The following is a 19,030-nucleotide window of genomic DNA, read 5'->3' as shown; positions in this document are numbered from 1 at the left end:
AATATATAAAAAAACATACAAAAATATAAAAGAATATATAAATCTTCATAGAAAATATCAATAAATTTAAAAAAATATATAGATAAAAATGATGGTTAAAAATATTGAAATTTGAACATTTCATGAGAAAATTTTAACAAAAACATCAAAACAATGGTAAAAAAATGGAAAAATTATTATTGAAACATATTAGAAAAGGTTATATACTACAAGTATAAAGACAAATAAGTCTTAAATACACATCACTTAAGAAAGTCAAAATATAAAAATTTACCGGTTGAAGAACATGGAAGACAACTTCTGAAAAGGAGTGACCGAAGGGACAAATTTGAATCTATCCAAGAAATTCAAATGAAATTCTCAGGTAAAAGGACTGTGTTTGGACGGATCTCTGAACAATGATTATTTACAGAGGGTACAATTGGAATTGTGCCCTCTGTTTTTTGTTAATAAAAACTTAAGAAAGAGAGTGGGATATATGTTAATAGTTACAAATAACCCAATGGTAAAAGAAAATACATTAAATAGAGAACTTTTATTTAAAGAGTTGACTTACGTACAAATACTAGAGGAATGTAGAAACTTAATACATTCTGGTTATGAACTTTTAACACATCCATTATACGGGAGTGTTAAGCCAAATGAGACACCATATCGAAGCATAATTTTAAAAAAAGCAAATAACCTAGATATAAATTCAGTGACATTAATAGAAGACGCAATAGCAACAGCAATGAAATTCCAAGGCAATAAAGTCACTCCTAACTGGCCAGAAAGAGTTATGGATGATTTTAAAGTAATAGATTTTGACATTTTCAGTAATACATTACAACGAATAGAGTATGTATAACAAATTACAAGGGGGATGTAGAGAAATGGAAAACGTTTATGACATAGTTATAATTGGTTGTGGACCAGCAGGATTATCTGCAGGATTATATGGGGCTAGAGCTAAACTAAAAACTTTAATATTAGAAAAAAGTAAAACGGGTGGACAAATAGTTACTACTCATGAAATAGCAAACTATCCAGGTTCAGTACCAAATGCTTCAGGACCAAGCTTAATAGCAAGAATGGTTGAGCAATGTAAGGACTTTGGAGCTGAAATGGTTAAAGATAATATAGTAGAAGTTGATTTTAGCCAAGATATAAAGGTATTAAAGGGTGAAAAAGAAGAATATAGAGCTAAAGCAGTAATAATAGCTACTGGAGCTACTCCTAAAAAAATAGGATGTCCAGGTGAAATAGAACTTACTGGTAAAGGAGTATCTTACTGTGCAACTTGCGATGCAGATTTCTTTGAAGATTTCGAAGTATTCGTAGTTGGAGGCGGAGATAGTGCTTTAGAAGAAGGTATGTACTTAACTAAGTTTGCTAGAAAGGTAACAATAGTACATAGAAGAGATGCATTTAGATGTGCTAAATCTGTTGAAGAAAAAGCTAGAGCTAACTCTAAGATAGAGTTTATGTTAGATACAGTAATAGAAGAAATAAAAGGTGATGGAATAGTAGAATCAGTAGTATTTAAAAATACTAAGACTGGTGAGACTAATGAGTACTTTGCAGATGAAGAAGATGGAACAATGGGAATATTTGGTTTCGTTGGTCTAGATGCTCAAACTAAATTATTTGATGGGCATATAGAAATGGATGAAAAAGGATATATCTTAACAGATGCAGATATGAGAACTAATGTCGAAGGCGTTTTCGCAGCTGGGGACTGTAGACAAAAAACTTTAAGACAGGTAGTAACTGCAACTAATGATGGGGCTATCGCTACTATAGTAGCTGAAAAATATATTGAACATAAATTTAGCCATGAAGAAGCTACAGTATAAAACTTTGATTATACTAAACTAAAAATTCTATAAAAACTAAGGGGGTTTTAAAATGTTAGCATTAGATAAAAGCACTTTTGAAGAAGAAGTATTAAAAGGTGAAGGAATAATATTTGTTGATTTCTGGAGTGAAGGGTGTGAACCTTGTAAAGCTTTAATGCCAGATGTTCACAAATTAGCTGAAACATATGGGGATAAAATAAAATTCTGTGCTATGGATACTACAAAAGCTAGAAGAGTAGCAATAAAAGAGAAAGTATTAGGACTTCCAACATTAGCTATATATAAAGATGGCGTTAAAGTAGATGAAGTTACTAAGGATGATGCAACTATACCAAATATAGAAGCAATGATAAAGAAACATTATTAAGATTTAGAAGTATTAAAGTAGCTATAACTTTGAGATAATCTAAATCTTTGGGTTATCTCAATTGTATATAAATTAAGAACAAATATCAGGGGGGTGCACTTATGCGTCTTGAATTAGGAAAAATCTTTATTAAAGATGTACAGTTTGGTGAAGTAACTGAAGTTAAAGAGGGAGTTTTATTCATCAATAAAGAAGAGATGATAAGAGAAATAGGTGGAGATGAGCACATAAAATCAATAGATTTAGAATTAGCTCGTCCAGGTGAAAGTATAAGAATAACACCTGTAAAAGATGTTATAGAGCCAAGAGTTAAAGTTGAAGGAAAAGGTGGAATATTCCCAGGAATACTTTCTAAAGTAGATACTGTAGGAGAAGGTAGAACTCATGTATTAAAAGGTGCTGCTGTTGTTACTACAGGTAAAATAGTTGGATTCCAAGAAGGTATAATAGATATGACAGGGGTAGGAGCTGATTACACTCCATTCTCTAAATTAAATAACGTGGTTGTTATAGCTGAACCAATAGATGGATTAAAGCAATATGATCATGAAAAAGCAGTAAGAATGATAGGATTTAAAGCTGCTGCATACTTAGGAGAAGCTGCTAGAAACCTTACTCCAGATGAAGTATCATCATATGAAACTAAACCATTATTAGAGTCAATTGTTGAATATCCTGAATTACCTAAGGTAGGATATGTGTACATGCTTCAAACTCAAGGATTATTACATGATACATATGTTTACGGAGTTGATGCTAAGCAAATAGTACCAACATTATTATATCCAACTGAAATAATGGATGGAGCTATAGTAAGTGGTAACTGTGTTTCTGCTTGTGATAAAAATCCAACTTACGTTCACGTAAATAACGGAGTTGTAGAAGAGTTATACGCTCAACATGGAAAAGAAATAAACTTTGTTGGTGTAATAATAACTAACGAAAACGTATACCTTGCAGATAAAGAAAGATCTTCTAACTGGACTGCAAAATTATGTAAATACTTAGGATTAGATGCTGTTATAGTATCTCAAGAAGGATTTGGTAACCCAGATACTGACTTAATAATGAACTGTAAGAAAATAGAAATGCAAGATGTAAAAACTGTTATAGTAACAGATGAATATGCTGGTAGAGATGGAGCTTCTCAATCACTTGCAGATGCTGACGTTAGAGCAAATGCTGTTGTTACTGGTGGGAATGCAAACCAAGTAGTTGTATTACCTAAGTTAGACAAAGTAATAGGTCACGTAGATGTAGTAGACGTAATAGCTGGTGGAGCTGCTGGAAGTTTAAGAGAAGATGGAAGTATAGAAGTTGAAATCCAAGCTATAACTGGTGCTACTAATGAAACAGGATTTGGATATTTAACTGCAACAACTTACTAAGAAGAATATAGATTTATATAAGAATATTATAGAGAGATTTTTTATAAGCAATAGGGGGATCATTATGAGCGCATTAGCAAATAAAAAGGTTCTTATAATAGGTGACCGTGACGGTATACCAGGACCTGCAATAGAAGAGTGTGTAAAGACAGTTGATGGTGTAGAAGTAGTATTCTCTTCAACTGAGTGTTTTGTCTGAACGGCTGCTGGGGCTATGGACTTAGAAAATCAAAACAGAGTAAAAGATGCTGCTGATAAATACGGAGCTGAAAATGTTGTGATTTTACTAGGTGCTGCTGAAGCCGAAGCTGCAGGTCTTGCAGCTGAAACAGTAACTGCGGGTGACCCAACGTTTGCTGGACCACTTGCTGGAGTTGAATTAGGACTTAGCGTATATCACGTTGTTGAACCAGATGTTAAGGAATTATTCGATGAATCAGTTTATGAAGATCAAGTTGGAATGATGGAAATGGTTCTAGAAGTTGATGAAATAGTAGAAGAGATGAACAGTATAAGAGGTCAATTCTGCAAATATAATGGATAAGATAAAGTTTTAAAGGGGGATAAGAATATGAGCGCATTAGCGAATAAAAAGGTTCTTATAATAGGTGACCGTGATGGTATACCAGGACCTGCGATAGAAGAATGTGTAAAAACAGTTGATGGTGTAGAAGTAGTATTCTCTTCAACTGAGTGTTTTGTCTGAACGGCTGCTGGGGCTATGGACTTAGAAAATCAAAACAGAGTAAAAGATGCTGCTGATAAATACGGAGCTGAAAATGTTGTGATTTTACTAGGTGCTGCTGAAGCCGAAGCTGCAGGTCTTGCAGCTGAAACAGTAACTGCGGGTGACCCAACGTTTGCTGGACCACTTGCTGGAGTTGAATTAGGACTTAGCGTATATCACGTTGTTGAACCAGATGTTAAGGAATTATTCGATGAATCAGTTTATGAAGAACAAGTTGGAATGATGGAAATGGTTTTAGAGGTTGATGAAATAGTAGAAGAGATGAATAGCATAAGAGGTCAATTCTGCAAATACAATGGCTAAGATAAACTCAAGAAGGGGTGAATAAATATGGGAAAACTAAGAGTAGTTCATTACGTTAATCAGTTCTTCGCTGGTATCGGGGGAGAAGAGAAGGCTGACACTAAGCCACATGTGGCTGAAAAATTACCACCAATAAGTGCTAACTTAGACAAATTATTAGGTGAAGATATAGAAATAGTTGCAACAGTAGTATGTGGAGATAGTTACTTCAATGAAAATATAGATTCTGCAAGTAATGAAGTATTAGAAATGATAAAAGGATTTGAACCACAACTATTCATAGCAGGACCTGCATTTAATGCTGGAAGATATGGAGTTGCTGCTGGAACAATAACTAAAGTTGTTCAAGAAGCATTAAATATACCATGTTTAACTGCAATGTATGTTGAAAATCCAGGTGCAGATATGTTCAAGAAAGAAGTTTATATAATAGAAACTTCTGACTCTGCAGCAGGAATGAGAAAGGCTCTTCCTAAGGTAGCTGAATTTGCTAAGAAATTAGCAACAGGAGCTAAAATAGGAACTCCAGCAGAAGAAGGATATATGGAAAGAGGAATAAGAGTTAACTACTTCCATGAAGAAAGAGGATCTAAGAGAGCTGTAGATATGTTACTTAAGAAGATAAAAGGTGAAGATTTCGTAACAGAATATCCAATGCCTAACTTCGATAGAGTAGACCCAAATCCAGCTATAAAAGATTTAGCTACTGCTAAAATAGCTTTAGTAACTTCTGGTGGTATAGTACCAAAAGGTAACCCAGATAGAATAGAATCTTCTTCAGCTTCTAAGTATGGTGAATATTCAATAGCAGAGTTTGATGATTTAACAGAAGAAACTCATGAAACTGCTCATGGTGGATATGATCCAGTATACGCTAACTTAGACTCAGATAGAGTTTTACCAGTTGACGTATTAAGAGACTTAGAAAAAGAAGGAAAAATAGGAAAGTTATATGACTACTTCTATACAACAACAGGAAATGGAACAGCTGTTGCTAGTTCTAAAGCATTTGCTGCTGAATTCAGTGCAAAATTAAAAGCTGATGGTGTAGATGCTGTAATCTTAACTTCTACGTGAGGTACTTGTACTCGTTGCGGTGCAACGATGGTAAAAGAAATAGAAAGAGCTGGAATACCTGTAGTACACATGTGTACTGTAGTTCCAATATCTTTAACAGTTGGTGCTAACAGAATAGTTCCAACAATAGCAATACCACATCCACTTGGAAACCCAAAGCTTGATGCTAAAGAAGAAAAAGCATTAAGAAGAAGATTAGTTGAAAGAGCTTTAGTTGCTTTAACTGTTGAAGTTGAAGGCCAAACAGTATTTGAAAAAGATATAACTTTAAATGATGTATTAGCTAAAGCTTAATATATAAATAACTATATTTAAAATTAAATAGATGGGCTTTAAGCCCATCTATTTGTAAGAAACTTAACAAAAATTATAGAAACTAAGCGGGGGTGCAACAATATGTCTTATCCAGTATTAAAAGGGGCAAGTTATGTACTTATTCATACTCCAGATATGATAGTGCAAAATGGTAGTACTTGTGCAGTAGAAAGAGCTACACATCCAGATTCAGAATTCTTAAAAGAAATAACAAATCACATAAGAAGCTACGAAGACGTAGTTAATTACATGCCAAACCAAGTTTACATAGGAAACAATAGACCAGAAGAATTAAAAGATTTAGCAATGCCATGGTGCCAACAAGAAACAACAGGAACTAGAAATGGAAAGCTTGGGGAAATAATGCCTCAAGATGAATTCTTTGCATTAATGCAAATATGTGATGCTTTTGATTTAGTAAAATTATCTCAAGCATTTATTGATGTAGTAAAACCTAAAATTGAGAATAACTACCCAGAGCTTGCTCCATTTATAGGAAAGTTAAAGGGTGATGATATAGAAGAAGGAAAAGAGCTAGTAGCTTCTCATATAGCTGAAGGATTATACCATGAAGGTGAGTTTATAGGATATATAAAGAGAGCTCATGATGTAGATGTTAACTTAAATGCTCATACTATGCTTGAAAACTTAGTTGTTAAAGCATCAGGAGTATTATCAGCTCTACATTTAGTAAGAAGTAGTAAAATAGATCCATTAAGTATAGATTATGTAATAGAATGTTCTGAAGAAGCTTGTGGTGATATAAACCAAAGAGGTGGAGGAAACTTCGCAAAATCTATAGCTGAAATGGCTGGACTTAATAATGCAACAGGTTCTGATACAAGGGGATTCTGTGCTGCTCCAACTCATGCATTAATACAAGCTTCTGCTTTAGTTAAGGCTGGAGTTCACAAGAATGTTATGGTTGTTGCAGGTGGAGCAAGTGCAAAACTTGGAATGAATGCTAAAGACCACATAAAGAAAGGTCTTCCAGTATTAGAAGACGTTGTTGGAGGATTTGCAGTACTTGTATCTGAAAATGATGGAGTTAGTCCAATAGTTAGAACTGACTTAACAGGAAAGCATACTGTTGGAACAGGATCTTCTCCTCAAGCTGTTATGACAGCTTTAATAACATCTGGATTAGATAGAGCTAACTTAAAAATAACAGATGTAGATGTATTCTCTGTTGAAATGCAAAACCCAGATATAACTAAGCCAGCAGGAGCAGGAGATGTTCCAGAAGCAAACTATAAAATGATAGGTGCACTTGCTGTTAAGCGTGGTGACTTAGAAAAGAAAGATTTAAAAGATTTTGTTGCTAATAAAGGATTACCAGGATGGGCTCCTACTCAAGGACATATACCATCAGGGGCTCCTTATATAGGATTCTTAATAGATGATTTAACTACTGGAGATAAAAACAGAGCTATGATAGTTGGTAAGGGAAGTTTATTCTTAGGAAGAATGACTAACTTATTCGATGGAGTATCTTTCATAGCAGAAAGAAATACAGGAGTTACTGAAGAAACTTCAGGTATATCTAAAGATGAAATCAAGAAAATAATTGCTGAGGCAATGAGAAATCTAGCATTAGGAATGATGGAAGAATAGGGGTGAGGATATGTCAAAAAAAATTATAGCAGATGTATTCTTAGAAGTCGCTAATGCAATAGAAAGCGGAGAATTTGGTAAGAAGATAAGAATAGGTTTAACTACATTAGGAAGTGAACATGGTGTAGAAAATCTTGTTAATGGAGCACATCTAGCTAAGTCAAATTTATTTGATATAGTACTTATAGGACCTAAGGTTGATACAGACCTTGAAGTAGTAGAAGTTAATTCTGAAAGTGATATGCATGCAAAAATGGAAGAGTTATTAGATTCAGGTTACATAGATGCATGTGTTACAATGCACTACAATTTCCCTATAGGAGTATCTACTGTAGGTAGAGTCGTAACTCCTGCTAAGGGTAGAGAAATGATACTTGCTACTACTACAGGAACAAGTGCTACTAATAGAATAGAGGCAATGGTTAGAAATGCTATATATGGAATTTCAACTGCGAAATCTATAGGAATCAAGAATCCTAAAGTAGGAATACTTAATGTTGATGGAGCAAGACAAGTTGAAAAATGCTTAAAAGAATTACAAGCAAATGGATATGATATTACTTTTGCTGAATCAATAAGAGCAGATGGTGGATCTGTAATGAGAGGAAATGACCTTCTTGTAGGAGCACCAGATGTTATGGTAACTGATACTTTATCAGGAAACATATTCATGAAGGTATTCTCTTCATTCACTACAGGTGGAGATTATGAAGCTCATGGATTTGGATATGGTCCTGGTGTAGGTGAAGATTACGATAGAAGAGTATTAATATTATCAAGAGCTTCAGGTTCGCCTGTTGTTGCAAATGCGTTAAAATATGCTTATGATGTAGTAAAAGGTGATATAACAAGTTTATCTAAAGCTGAATTTGTAAATGTTAAAAAAGCTAAGTTTGATGATATAATAGCTTCTGTAACTAAAAAAGAAGTTAAGGTAGAAAAAGAAGAAGTTAAAATGCCAGATAAAGAAGTTGTAACTTGTCAAATATCAGGTATAGATATAATGGATTTAGAAGATGCAGTAAGTGAATTATGGAAAAATGGAATCTATGCTGAGAGTGGAATGGGATGCACTGGTCCAATAGTATTAGTAAATGATTCTAAAGGAGAAATAGCAGTACAAACATTATTAAAAGCTGGATATACTGCAAAGTAATATAAATTAAAAACGCTTAGTTTACACCAGAAAGAGCTTCGATTAATCGAAGCTCTTTTTTTCGCTTAAGGATATTATAATACTTCTAATTATGTGGATAACTTCTGAACCTAAGTAGTATAAATAAACTGGTTTTGAGCGTTAAAACGATTTTGAGCAACGACGAAGTCGTTGGCTACATGAAGTGATTCGCAGACGTAGTCGCTCAAGTAAAGCGAATTTTTTATCGATAATGTAAGAAAATTTTTAGCGATTATTGTGGAATAATAATGTAATTAAAATATAAATACTTTGTATAAGTTTGTAGTAAAATTTTATATATAATATTTTGTATACAGTTGCGATTTGGTTGATTAGGTACTATCATTAATGTAAATAAGAGGAGGTGATAATATTTTAGATAAGCTAAAAGACTCTCTTAAAAATTCATTTAACATATATGATAATTATGCCGTAGAAAATTATGATTTTGATTTTATGGGAGAGTTTAATTTAACAAACACAAAGTATTTTTTGAGTAAAGATAAAGTCATATACTCATATGAAAATAATGAGTATCTATTTGCGAAAGAAATAAACAACCTATCTAAAGAATATCTAAATGATAAAATATTTCCATTCGTAGAGTATTCACTAAAAAATTTAGTAAAAACTAATGAAAATCATATGTCTTCAATAGTAACACTATTTATTAACACGAATTCTATTGACCAAGATACAAAGAAGATAATACGTAAATTTAAAAAAAGAAAAAGTTATAAATTTGGACTTCAAGGTTATGCCTCAGCTAGGGTTATTGTAATGGATAAATGCAATAATGAATTAATATATAATTCGGAAGCAAAAGAAATCATAAATTATTATAAGGAGGTACTTAAATGAATTCCTTTACACTTTTAATAGGTAGTTCAGTGATATTATTAATAGCTTATATATGTTATGGAGGATATCTTGCTAAAAAATGGGGAATAGATGATAGTAAAAAAACACCAGCTCATACTAAAAGGGATGGAGTAGATTATGTTCCAGCTAAGGCGCCAGTATTAATAGGACATCACTTTGCATCTATCGCAGGTGCTGGTCCTATAGTTGGACCAATACAAGCCGCTATATTTGGATGGATACCTGTAACGCTTTGGGTTATAATAGGTAGTATTTTCTTTGGCGGAGTTCAGGACTTTGGTTCTTTATTTGCATCTATTAGACATGATGGTAAATCAATAGGAGAGATAATAGAAGCAAACATGGGTAAAAAAGGTAAAAAATTATTCGCACTTTTCGCTTGGTTAACATTAATACTTGTTGTAGCAGCATTTGCAAATATAGTTGCTGATAACTTTGTATCTACACCTCAAGCTGCAAGTGCATCAGTATTTTTTATGATACTAGCTGTATTATTTGGATTAGCGGTATATAGATTTAAAATGCCTCTATTACCTGCAACAATAGTTGGTGTAATACTTTTATTTGGATGCATATACCTAGGATTCTTATTCCCATTAGCTCTTTCTAAAAAAACTTGGATTATTCTTTTACTTATATATATATTTGTAGCTTCAGTAACTCCAGTATGGATATTGCTTCAACCAAGAGATTATTTGAATTCATTTTTATTATATGCAATGATTATAGGGGCCTTATTAGGAATAGTTATATTAAGACCAGAAATACAAATGGATGGATTTGTTGGATTTAATGTAAATGGTCAGTATTTATTCCCTGTGTTATTTGTTACAGTAGCTTGTGGTGCTATATCAGGATTCCACTCTTTGGTAGGGTCAGGTACATCAGCAAAACAATTATACAAAGAATCAGATGCTAAAAAAGTTGGATATGGATCAATGCTTATAGAAGGTTTATTAGCTATAGTTGCTTTAATAACAGTAGCATATATCTCAAATGCTCAATTTGGAGACCTATTAGCTAATGGTGGACCAGTTAACGTATTCTCTGAAGGTATAGCAAACTTTATGGTATCATTTGGAATACCATTTACTATAGGTAAAACATTTACAGCTCTTGCAATATCAGCATTTGCATTAACATCTTTAGATACAGCAACTAGATTAGGACGATTTATATTCCAAGAGTTCTTTGATACTAATGGAATGGCTGATAAAGAAGCTAGTGAGAAGAATATATTATCTAATAAATATGTATCAACAATTATTACTGTAGCATGTTCAGGACTACTAGCGGTTATGGGATATGAAAAAATATGGCCAATATTCGGTTCTGCAAATCAACTTCTAGCAGCTATAGCTTTGATGGCAATAGCTATATGGCTTTATAATACAAAGAGAGGATGCAAGGAGTTTATAATACCAATAGTATTTATGTTTATAGTTACAATTGTTTCACTGATATTTAACATAAAAGCTAATATAGGTGTAAATTATCCATTAGTATTTATTGCGGTTGCATTATTAATACTTGCATTAATATTAATAAAAGAAGCAATAAGCTTCCTAAAAAATAAAAAAGAAGACGCTACTAGTTAGTTAATTTTTGGCATATAGTCTTATCAGGCTATATGCCAATTATATTTATAAATTCAAAATAAATACTAGAGATAATCTAGGAGAGTATATATGAATTTATTTTACAAATAATAATAATTAATCACACTAAAGAAAGGATAATTGACATGAAAAGCAAACAGAATAAAAAAAATGATAATGATGAGTTTGTATTTTTAGATGAATATGATGACCAATATCAAGAAATTAAAGATAGTTTAGATATTACAGATAGTACAGATAGTGAAACAACTGATGTACTTGGTTTTAGAGTAGTTAATACAAATAATGCATATCCAGAAAAAAATAGTAATAAGCAAACTAGACATTAACATTTAATGTAGTAAGATTTAGAAGTAAATAATATATAAATCTATGGTATGGAATAAATATTTCATGCCATAGAATAATGTTAATTACTATGCTAAAAAACTACATATATCAATTATTAAATATGAATGTTTTATTTGATGACTTACAATTTATTTAAAAAAATTACAATAGAGTAAAATATTTCCTGGAAAATAATCTATATTTATTAAAATAGCCAAAAAGTAAGACATATATATACATTTAAAAAACTTGAAGAAAATAGAATTATATGGTAAGAATAAATAGGAGGTGGGGTAATGAACGAGTTATTCGATTTATTTAAAACATTTTGTAGAATAGGTGGACTAACATTTGGTGGGGGATATGCAATGCTTCCTATGTTACAAAAAGAAGTAGTTGAAGAAAAAGAATGGGCAACTAGCGAAGAGTTATTGGACTATTATGCTGTTGGTCAAGCTACTCCTGGAATAATAGCTGTAAATACAGCTACATTTGTTGGATATAAAGTAAGAGGAGTAATAGGAGCACTATTTGCGACTACAGGTGTAGTTTTCCCATCATTTATAATAATAATGACAATTGCTACATTCCTACAAAATTTCTCTAAGTATTTAATTGTGCAGCATGCTTTTGCTGGGATTAGGGTGGCAGTAGGAGTATTAATTTTAGAAGCAATAATAACTTTATTTAAGAAGTCTGTTGTAGACAAAACAGGAATTATAATTTTTATAGTGACTGTAATAGTAGGAGTTTTATTTAATATTTCACCAATCTATATTGTTATATCATCATGTCTATTGGGGCTGCTACTTTCATATAGGAGAGAAAAATAATGATTACATATATACAATTATTCTTTGAGTTTTTTAAAACAGGATTATTTGCAGTAGGTGGAGGACTTGCGACTCTTCCTTTTTTATCTGATATTGCAGAAAGATATCCTTGGTTTAATCAAGCTATGCTTGCTGATATGATAGCCGTGTCTCAGTCAACACCAGGCCCTATAGGTATAAATATGGCAACATATGCAGGATTTGAAGCTAAAGGGATTTTAGGATCTCTAGTTGCTACTACTGCCTTAGTTTTACCATCATTTATTATAATATTAATAGTAGCGCATTTTTTAAAGAGATTTAGGGAGAGTAAAGTAGTTAATAGTGTATTTGTTGGACTAAGACCAACGGTAACTGGATTAATTGCAATTGCATGGTTTGAGATAATGAGACTTTCGGTTTTAACTATTGATAAATTTATTGAAAGTAAAAAAATTTTACACATATTTGATTATAAAGCTTTAATATTGTTTGTTGCGCTATTTATAGTGTCAAGAAAGTATAAAAAACATCCGGCCTTATATTTAGCTATAGGAGCAGTTGCAGGAATATTATTTGGATTATAGAAATATGTATTTTTATAAGCATTGAAATAAAGATATAGAAATAAAAAATAAATTAAAACGTATGAAGTTGTAGATGTATTCTATGACTTTTTTGTGTACTAATATTTGTTTTGATAGATTATATAACTTTAATTTATATTTTAAATAAATATATCTATGATATTATATGTAATATAATCCTGGATTAGAGTGGTATAATTTGTATGTTACTACACAAAATAGTAAATAAAGAAAGGATGATAAATATGAACAAATTTAAATTTATTTTTACTTTATTACTATCATTGTGCTTTATATTAAGTAATACATACATTTCGAGTGCACTAGATTATTATGACTTGAAGTTTGAAAAAAAATCAGAAAATATAGTTAAAGGTGAATTTGAAAAAATAGGTGATGACATATTATTAACTGATGACACTGAAATGACCATAATACTTAATAAGAAATATAAGCCTATAATAAATATAACCTTAAATAAGGATGAAGAAGATGCCATAAGTTATTCTTTGGGAACTAAGTGGAATGAAGAAATAAAAATAAACAAAGAAGAAGATATTAATTTAAATGGAAGTAACGATACATATATAATGGTAAGGCCTGTTTACAAAGAAATTACTGGTATATTAGTAAAAGACTATATATCATGGGAAAGTAAAAAAGAAATAAGTATAAAAATACCTGTAGATATGGAATATACATTTAAAAATATAGAGTAAGATAAATTGACAATGGAAATGACTTTACAAAAGCATTAAATAAGTTTACTATATTACTAAGAAAACGTTTTGCAAAATTATGGAAAACGTTAAACTTATTAAAAGGGAAAATGGGGATATGATGTTGAGTAAAGTTGAAGAAAATATATTTGATTTATTAAAAATAAATTCATTACCAAATGAATTAGAACAATACATAGCTGGAAGTAATATATCTAATAAGAGTTTTAGTGAAAAAAATAAAGTTTTATTTATAGAAGATAAAGGGATATATTTAAAAATATCAGAAAAGGAATCACTAAGAGGGGAGTATGAAAATACGTTTTTCTTTAACAATCTAGGTGTTGCCGGAGAAATAGTTGATTATTTAAATGATGATAACTACGATTACTTGCTTATAAAAGAATTAAATGGTGAAAGTGGTATAAGTGATTATCATGTAAATAATCCTAAAAAACTGGTAGCTAAATTTGCAGAGCACCTTAGAATGATACATGAGTTAAAGTATGAAAGTTCACCTCAAATAAACAGAACTGAGCAGATGATGAAGCAGTGTAATATTAATATTAGAGAAGATAAAATAGATATGGAAGATTTCTTTAATAAATATGGATTTACGCCGAATCAAGGTTTATTAATGTTAGACAGCTTAAAGCCTTCTTGTATTAATGATGTATATATTCATGGTGAATATTGCTTACCTAATATTATAATGAAAGATTATGAGTTTAGTGGAATAATAAATATGAATTTAAGTGGCATAGGCGATAGACACTTTGACATTATCAGTGCAATAAAGAGTTTAGGAACTAGTTTGAAAACTAGAGAATATGATGAATTATTTTTTGACGCATATGGAAGAGAGTTGATAGATAAGGACAGATTAGCCTTTGCTAAATTGTTATTAATATTAAGTAATAATGTAGTACTTTCTTAAATATTGTAGAAAAAGAAGAAACTATTGTTGAATTAAATATAAGTATAATATATAATTAAAAGAAATAATTTAATATATTACCTGTATATTTTTGAAAATATGGTTCAATTGTTTCTACTGGGCTACCGTAAATTGCCTGACTACAGGAGTACTATAAGTAAATAACTACTATTGCTTTGAATTTTCATGCTCCTGTCAATATTTTGATAGGAGCTTTTTTACGTATCAGGAAACTATAATAGATCATAATCTTTGAATAACCCATACGACCAAGTGATACTGATGCACCTATAGTAAGTAAAAAAGCTTTTGAGCAACGGGATGTGAGCTTGCTGAGCAGACGTTGGCGACATGAGCGAAGCGAATTTTTTATATATACAGATAAGAATTTTAGGAGGAGTAATATGGAGTCATTAAAAAATAAGATAATCAAAGAAGGTAGTGTACGAGGGAATGATATTTTAAAAGTAGATTGCTTTTTAAATCACCAAATAGATGTAGCTTTCTTAAATGAGATAGGGAAAGAATTTAAGAATAGATTTAAAGATGATAAAATAGACAAAATACTTACTATAGAAGCATCAGGCATAGCTATTGCTTCAATTGCATCTCAACACTTTGGAAATGTTCCAGTTGTATTTGCTAAAAAGGTAGAATCTAAGAATCTTGACACTGAGGTATATGAAACAAAAGTATATTCATTTACTAAAGGTAAAGAATATAGTGTAAAAGTATCTAAAAGATATTTAAACGAAGGCGAGAATATACTAGTACTTGATGATTTCTTGGCTAATGGTAGAGCAGCATTAGGCCTAAAAGATTTAGTTGATCAAGCAAATGCAAACTTAGTTGGTATTGGTATAGTTATCGAAAAAGGATTCCAAGATGGAAGAGCAGAAATTGAAAAAACAGGATCAAGAGTAGAGTCTTTAGCAATAATAGATTCTATAGAAAATGGAAGCGTAACTTTTAAATAATTTTTAATTAATGAATATAAAAAGCCATCTGTAAAATATTTTAAAGATGGCTTTTATTTATATTGATTATTATAGAAAGGCTAATGACATTAAAACTAATAAAAATGGAAGAATAAAGAATAATTTACCCTTAGTAGTTCCAACATTTATAGTCCATCCAACACCAAATCTTTTTTGTACGAATAATGAAGGATCATTAGGATTGTTATATAAGGATCCGAATATCCACAAATCATCATTATCATCAACAGAATAGACTGCATTCTTACTTTTTGTAGGAGATTTATAATATAAATAAGTAAGATATATTGATGATAATACTATTGCTATTGTGCATACCCACATAATATAAGTGTTTATATTTCCACCGTTAAATGTAGCCATAAGTATAACTATAAACATTACTTGAGTAAATAGATTTAATATAAAGAAAGTAATAGCATATTTATTTAAAATATATAAGTTTTGCTTTTTACTTTCATCTACATTGTCAACAGTTAGCTTTATTCTACTTTTTAAAGAACCTATAGCAGAAATATATACTACAAATCCGATACCGATCATCATTAAAGTTTGCGAAAGAACTTTAACTAGCGATTTTTCACTAAATGCATCTGCAGTACCACTAAAGCCCCAGTGTGTAGGTATTATATCTGGTATAGAGTCGTATTGCAATATCATATTTAATCCAACTAAGCATAGTGCAATTAATGGAACTAAAAATAAAATAGAATACTTATTTATAATTCTATTTTTTTCATTAATAAACTCAGTGTCTAATAAAACATTAGTTTTTATTATATCCACATCGGATGAACTTAGAGAAAGTTCTGCTTTAATTACCTTTACCTTATTATGAATATATACATACACTATGAATTGATATATACAAAATCCTAGAATAGGAACTAGTGAAGAAAAAACATATGCTTTAAAAGTATATATTGATATTATTGTTATTATTGCAAATACAACAAAGCCAATAGTCACTAGAATCTTAAATTTTTTGTCTAAGGTTTTAAATTCAGTTTTATTGAAATAATCGCTATTTAAGCTTACTCCGTAAAATTGTCTTTTTCCACTTAAAGCTTGGGTAAAGTATATTAAAATATAAATTAAAAATAATGTTGGAATGTTAACAAGTAAAGCCATTGCACTATTCATAATCTTTCACCCCATATTTATTAAATAATTCATTACTATACTCTAAAAATTCTTCACGAGACATACCTGTAAGATAAGATTGTGCAACCAATAAGTCCAGCATTGATTTAATTTTAGTATTATTATTTTCACTTTTTGGAAGAGGTAAATTATTAACTATTGCACCTTTTCTTCTATCAATATTTATATAACCTTCATCTTTAAGTAGATTATAAGATTTGTTTACAGTATGAAGGTTTACACCTATTTCTTCAGCCATATTTCTAACAGATGGCAATGATTCATTAATTTTTAAATCACCATTAGCTATTGATTTTATAATTTCTTCTCTGATTTGGGTATATATTGGAATATCACTATTAAAATCTAAATTCAATATCATATTTAGCACCTCCTATTATTAATATATTTATATTATAAATATATTTGTTATATATATTATATAACAAAAAAATAAAATTTTACAACTAAATATTTACAATAAAAAAAGCCTTCACTAATTGAAGGCTTAATAAATATTATTAAAACAATCTTGTATTTTTATCGTTGAATTCAGAATCTCTCTTTCTAATTATTTTTCTAATATCATCTTCATTTAAGTTAGTTTTAGCTACTATTTCAGACATTCCTACATTATTTTGAAGTAAGTCCTTAGCATATTCTACGGCTTTTTCATATTCACCTTTTTTAAATTTATTATTTTTCATAAGTTACAGCTCCTTATTGATTTATGTATTACATAGTTAGTATTACAAATAATAAAAAAAATATTATTATGTAGAGATATAAATATTTGCATTTAAGTAATAATTAAGATTTAGAATAGAATTAGATGTTATTACAAAATAAATTTTTTATGATTTTGGACTTTTATGAAATGTATATGAATTTATGGAATAAGGTATCTTACTTATTGTATAATTAAGTATTACTAGAAATACAAATATTGGAGGGAAATATGAGAGATATAAAAGGTGTAATATTTGATATGGATGGAGTAATCTTTGATACAGAAAGAATTTATTTAGATACATGGACTAAGGTTTTTAAAAATCATGGATATGACATGACTAAAGATATGTATATATCTGTAATGGGGATTGGTCGCCAAAATGTTATCAATAAATTTAGGAATCATTATGGAAATGATATACCAATAATGCAAATGTATAAAGAAAAGGATGAAGAGTTATATAAGTTTTTGGATGAAAATGAATTACCTGTAAAATCAGGAGTATATGAATTATTAGAGTATTTAAAAGAGAATAAATATAAAATAGCTTTAGCAACATCAGCTAAAAGAGACAGAGCAACAAGCCATTTAAAAGAGGCAAACATAGAAGAAAAATTTGATGCTATAGTATGTGGAGATGATATTAGCAATTATAAGCCGAATCCTGAGATATTTTTAAAGGCATCAGAAAAATTAGGATTAGATCCAAGTGAATGTATAGTAGTAGAAGATTCTCCAGCAGGCTTAAAGGCTGCATACAATGCTAGAATAAGAGCAATTCACATACCAGACCTAAAAATTGCCGATGGAGAAATGAAAAAGCATACCCACAAATCATTTGATAACTTATTAAATGTTATAAAGTATCTAAATGATAATAATAAAAGGATTTAAATGAAAATACATGACACCAAGGAAGGTAAAAATATGAAAAATAAGAAATTTTTTATCTTAGCATTATTGTGGATGGCTATGATTTTTTATATGTCAAATCAGCCAGCTCATATATCATCAGCCCAGTCTAGTGGAGTAATAGAAATGCTAAGTGGTATACCGATAGTAGGTAATGTAATAAAAAAAATGATAGAGCTGGATATTGCTCAATTTATTATACGAAAGGCAGCTCATTTATCAGCTTTTTGTATTTTAGCAATATTAATTTTTATGTCACTGTATAATGATATTAAAATGATCAATATAGTAGCTTTTAAGTCCATGTTATTTACTTTTTTATATGCTTGTACTGATGAGTTTCATCAGTTTTTTATACCTGGAAGAAGCAGCGAGTTTAGAGATGTAATGATAGATAGCACAGGTGGATTTATAGGTATAATTATTGTATATATAATTATTAAATTAGCTAATAAGAAATGTAGAACCAAATACTAATACTTAAAATAATTAACTTGCATAGTTAAGCGGGTTATAAATGTGGAGAAA

The 19,030-nt window shown here is 30.3% G+C and carries 22 protein-coding genes and 2 riboswitches; of the genes, 19 read left to right on the top strand and 3 right to left on the bottom strand.

The genetic code is table 11. The annotated features are described in order from the left end of the window. The first annotated feature begins 277 nt into the window (after positions 1–277). Positions 278–386: riboswitch (glycine riboswitch) on the top strand. A gap of 92 nt (positions 387–478) precedes the next feature. From ACI48P_RS12810 to ACI48P_RS12730, 17 genes are all read left to right on the top strand, one after another. Further along, entirely contained in the window at positions 479–850 is a 372-nt protein-coding gene (locus ACI48P_RS12810) for a GrdX family protein (RefSeq protein WP_475216275.1), read from the top strand. Positions 851–875: 25 nt separating this feature from the next. Continuing rightward, the gene (trxB, locus tag ACI48P_RS12805; RefSeq protein ID WP_475216273.1) at positions 876–1,838 is read left to right on the top strand and encodes a thioredoxin-disulfide reductase; all 963 of its coding nucleotides are present in this window, start codon (positions 876–878) and stop codon (positions 1,836–1,838) included. Between the two features lie 52 nt (positions 1,839–1,890). Then, complete coding sequence (gene trxA, locus ACI48P_RS12800; protein ID WP_475216271.1) at positions 1,891–2,208, top strand: thioredoxin TrxA; 318 nt, start codon at positions 1,891–1,893, stop codon at positions 2,206–2,208. A gap of 101 nt (positions 2,209–2,309) precedes the next feature. Next, positions 2,310–3,596 (top strand): glycine/sarcosine/betaine reductase component B subunit, encoded by a 1,287-nt coding sequence (locus tag ACI48P_RS12795; RefSeq protein WP_475216269.1) that lies wholly within the window; start codon positions 2,310–2,312, stop codon positions 3,594–3,596. 64 nt (positions 3,597–3,660) lie between these two features. Continuing rightward, a complete protein-coding gene (gene grdA, locus ACI48P_RS12790; RefSeq protein WP_475216267.1) occupies positions 3,661–4,140 on the top strand; it encodes a glycine/sarcosine/betaine reductase complex selenoprotein A in 480 nt (159 codons plus the stop codon). Between the two features lie 27 nt (positions 4,141–4,167). Continuing rightward, positions 4,168–4,647 (top strand): glycine/sarcosine/betaine reductase complex selenoprotein A, encoded by a 480-nt coding sequence (grdA, locus tag ACI48P_RS12785; RefSeq protein WP_475216265.1) that lies wholly within the window; start codon positions 4,168–4,170, stop codon positions 4,645–4,647. Between the two features lie 27 nt (positions 4,648–4,674). Continuing rightward, positions 4,675–6,018, top strand: a complete 1,344-nt coding sequence (gene grdB / locus ACI48P_RS12780; protein ID WP_475216264.1) for a glycine reductase complex selenoprotein B — start codon at positions 4,675–4,677, stop codon at positions 6,016–6,018. Between the two features lie 102 nt (positions 6,019–6,120). Next, positions 6,121–7,653 carry a glycine/sarcosine/betaine reductase complex component C subunit beta gene (gene grdC / locus ACI48P_RS12775; protein ID WP_475216262.1) on the top strand — a complete coding sequence of 511 codons (1,533 nt, stop codon included), beginning with the start codon at positions 6,121–6,123 and terminating at the stop codon, positions 7,651–7,653. Between the two features lie 10 nt (positions 7,654–7,663). Beyond that, positions 7,664–8,809, top strand: coding sequence for a glycine/sarcosine/betaine reductase complex component C subunit alpha (gene grdD, locus ACI48P_RS12770; protein ID WP_475216261.1), 1,146 nt, complete (start codon positions 7,664–7,666; stop codon positions 8,807–8,809). Between the two features lie 375 nt (positions 8,810–9,184). Then, a complete protein-coding gene (locus tag ACI48P_RS12765) occupies positions 9,185–9,691 on the top strand; it encodes a DUF8052 family protein (RefSeq protein ID WP_475216538.1) in 507 nt (168 codons plus the stop codon). After that, complete coding sequence (locus tag ACI48P_RS12760; protein WP_475216259.1) at positions 9,688–11,310, top strand: carbon starvation CstA family protein; 1,623 nt, start codon at positions 9,688–9,690, stop codon at positions 11,308–11,310. Before ACI48P_RS12765 ends, ACI48P_RS12760 begins: the two co-directional genes overlap by 4 nt. Before the next feature lie 146 nt (positions 11,311–11,456). Next, on the top strand, positions 11,457–11,660 hold the full coding sequence (locus tag ACI48P_RS12755) for a hypothetical protein (protein ID WP_475216257.1): 204 nt from the start codon (positions 11,457–11,459) through the stop codon (positions 11,658–11,660). A gap of 297 nt (positions 11,661–11,957) precedes the next feature. Next, on the top strand, positions 11,958–12,494 hold the full coding sequence (locus ACI48P_RS12750) for a chromate transporter (RefSeq protein ID WP_475216255.1): 537 nt from the start codon (positions 11,958–11,960) through the stop codon (positions 12,492–12,494). Beyond that, on the top strand, positions 12,494–13,060 hold the full coding sequence (locus ACI48P_RS12745; RefSeq protein WP_475216254.1) for a chromate transporter: 567 nt from the start codon (positions 12,494–12,496) through the stop codon (positions 13,058–13,060). Before ACI48P_RS12750 ends, ACI48P_RS12745 begins: the two co-directional genes overlap by 1 nt. Positions 13,061–13,305: 245 nt before the next feature. Beyond that, positions 13,306–13,779 (top strand): hypothetical protein, encoded by a 474-nt coding sequence (locus ACI48P_RS12740; RefSeq protein ID WP_475216252.1) that lies wholly within the window; start codon positions 13,306–13,308, stop codon positions 13,777–13,779. 124 nt (positions 13,780–13,903) lie between these two features. Beyond that, a complete protein-coding gene (locus ACI48P_RS12735; protein WP_475216251.1) occupies positions 13,904–14,716 on the top strand; it encodes a phosphotransferase in 813 nt (270 codons plus the stop codon). 61 nt (positions 14,717–14,777) lie between these two features. Further along, positions 14,778–14,879: riboswitch (purine riboswitch) on the top strand. Positions 14,880–15,120: 241 nt separating this feature from the next. Next, the gene (locus ACI48P_RS12730) at positions 15,121–15,693 is read left to right on the top strand and encodes a xanthine phosphoribosyltransferase (protein WP_475216249.1); all 573 of its coding nucleotides are present in this window, start codon (positions 15,121–15,123) and stop codon (positions 15,691–15,693) included. Between the two features lie 69 nt (positions 15,694–15,762). Here ACI48P_RS12730 and ACI48P_RS12725 read toward each other — a convergent pair whose 3' ends face one another. The 3 genes from ACI48P_RS12725 to ACI48P_RS12715 all read right to left on the bottom strand — a co-directional run bounded on the left by ACI48P_RS12725 (position 15,763) and on the right by ACI48P_RS12715 (position 17,564). Next, positions 15,763–16,857, bottom strand: coding sequence for a DUF5808 domain-containing protein (locus tag ACI48P_RS12725; RefSeq protein ID WP_475216247.1), 1,095 nt, complete (start codon positions 16,855–16,857; stop codon positions 15,763–15,765). Continuing rightward, complete coding sequence (locus ACI48P_RS12720; RefSeq protein WP_475216245.1) at positions 16,850–17,239, bottom strand: GntR family transcriptional regulator; 390 nt, start codon at positions 17,237–17,239, stop codon at positions 16,850–16,852. Before ACI48P_RS12720 ends, ACI48P_RS12725 begins: the two co-directional genes overlap by 8 nt. A gap of 139 nt (positions 17,240–17,378) precedes the next feature. After that, positions 17,379–17,564: a hypothetical protein gene (locus ACI48P_RS12715; RefSeq protein WP_475216244.1), complete on the bottom strand. Its 186-nt coding sequence runs from the start codon at positions 17,562–17,564 to the stop codon at positions 17,379–17,381. Positions 17,565–17,815: 251 nt separating this feature from the next. Here ACI48P_RS12715 and ACI48P_RS12710 point away from each other — a divergent pair, with 251 nt between their 5' ends. After that, on the top strand, positions 17,816–18,484 hold the full coding sequence (locus ACI48P_RS12710; protein ID WP_475216242.1) for an HAD family hydrolase: 669 nt from the start codon (positions 17,816–17,818) through the stop codon (positions 18,482–18,484). A gap of 33 nt (positions 18,485–18,517) precedes the next feature. Then, positions 18,518–18,979 carry a VanZ family protein gene (locus ACI48P_RS12705; protein WP_475216241.1) on the top strand — a complete coding sequence of 154 codons (462 nt, stop codon included), beginning with the start codon at positions 18,518–18,520 and terminating at the stop codon, positions 18,977–18,979. Positions 18,980–19,030: the final 51 nt, after the last annotated feature.

This window comes from Romboutsia sp. LXY-2 (assembly GCF_056171995.1).
This window is presented reverse-complemented; position numbering and strand designations above follow the sequence as displayed.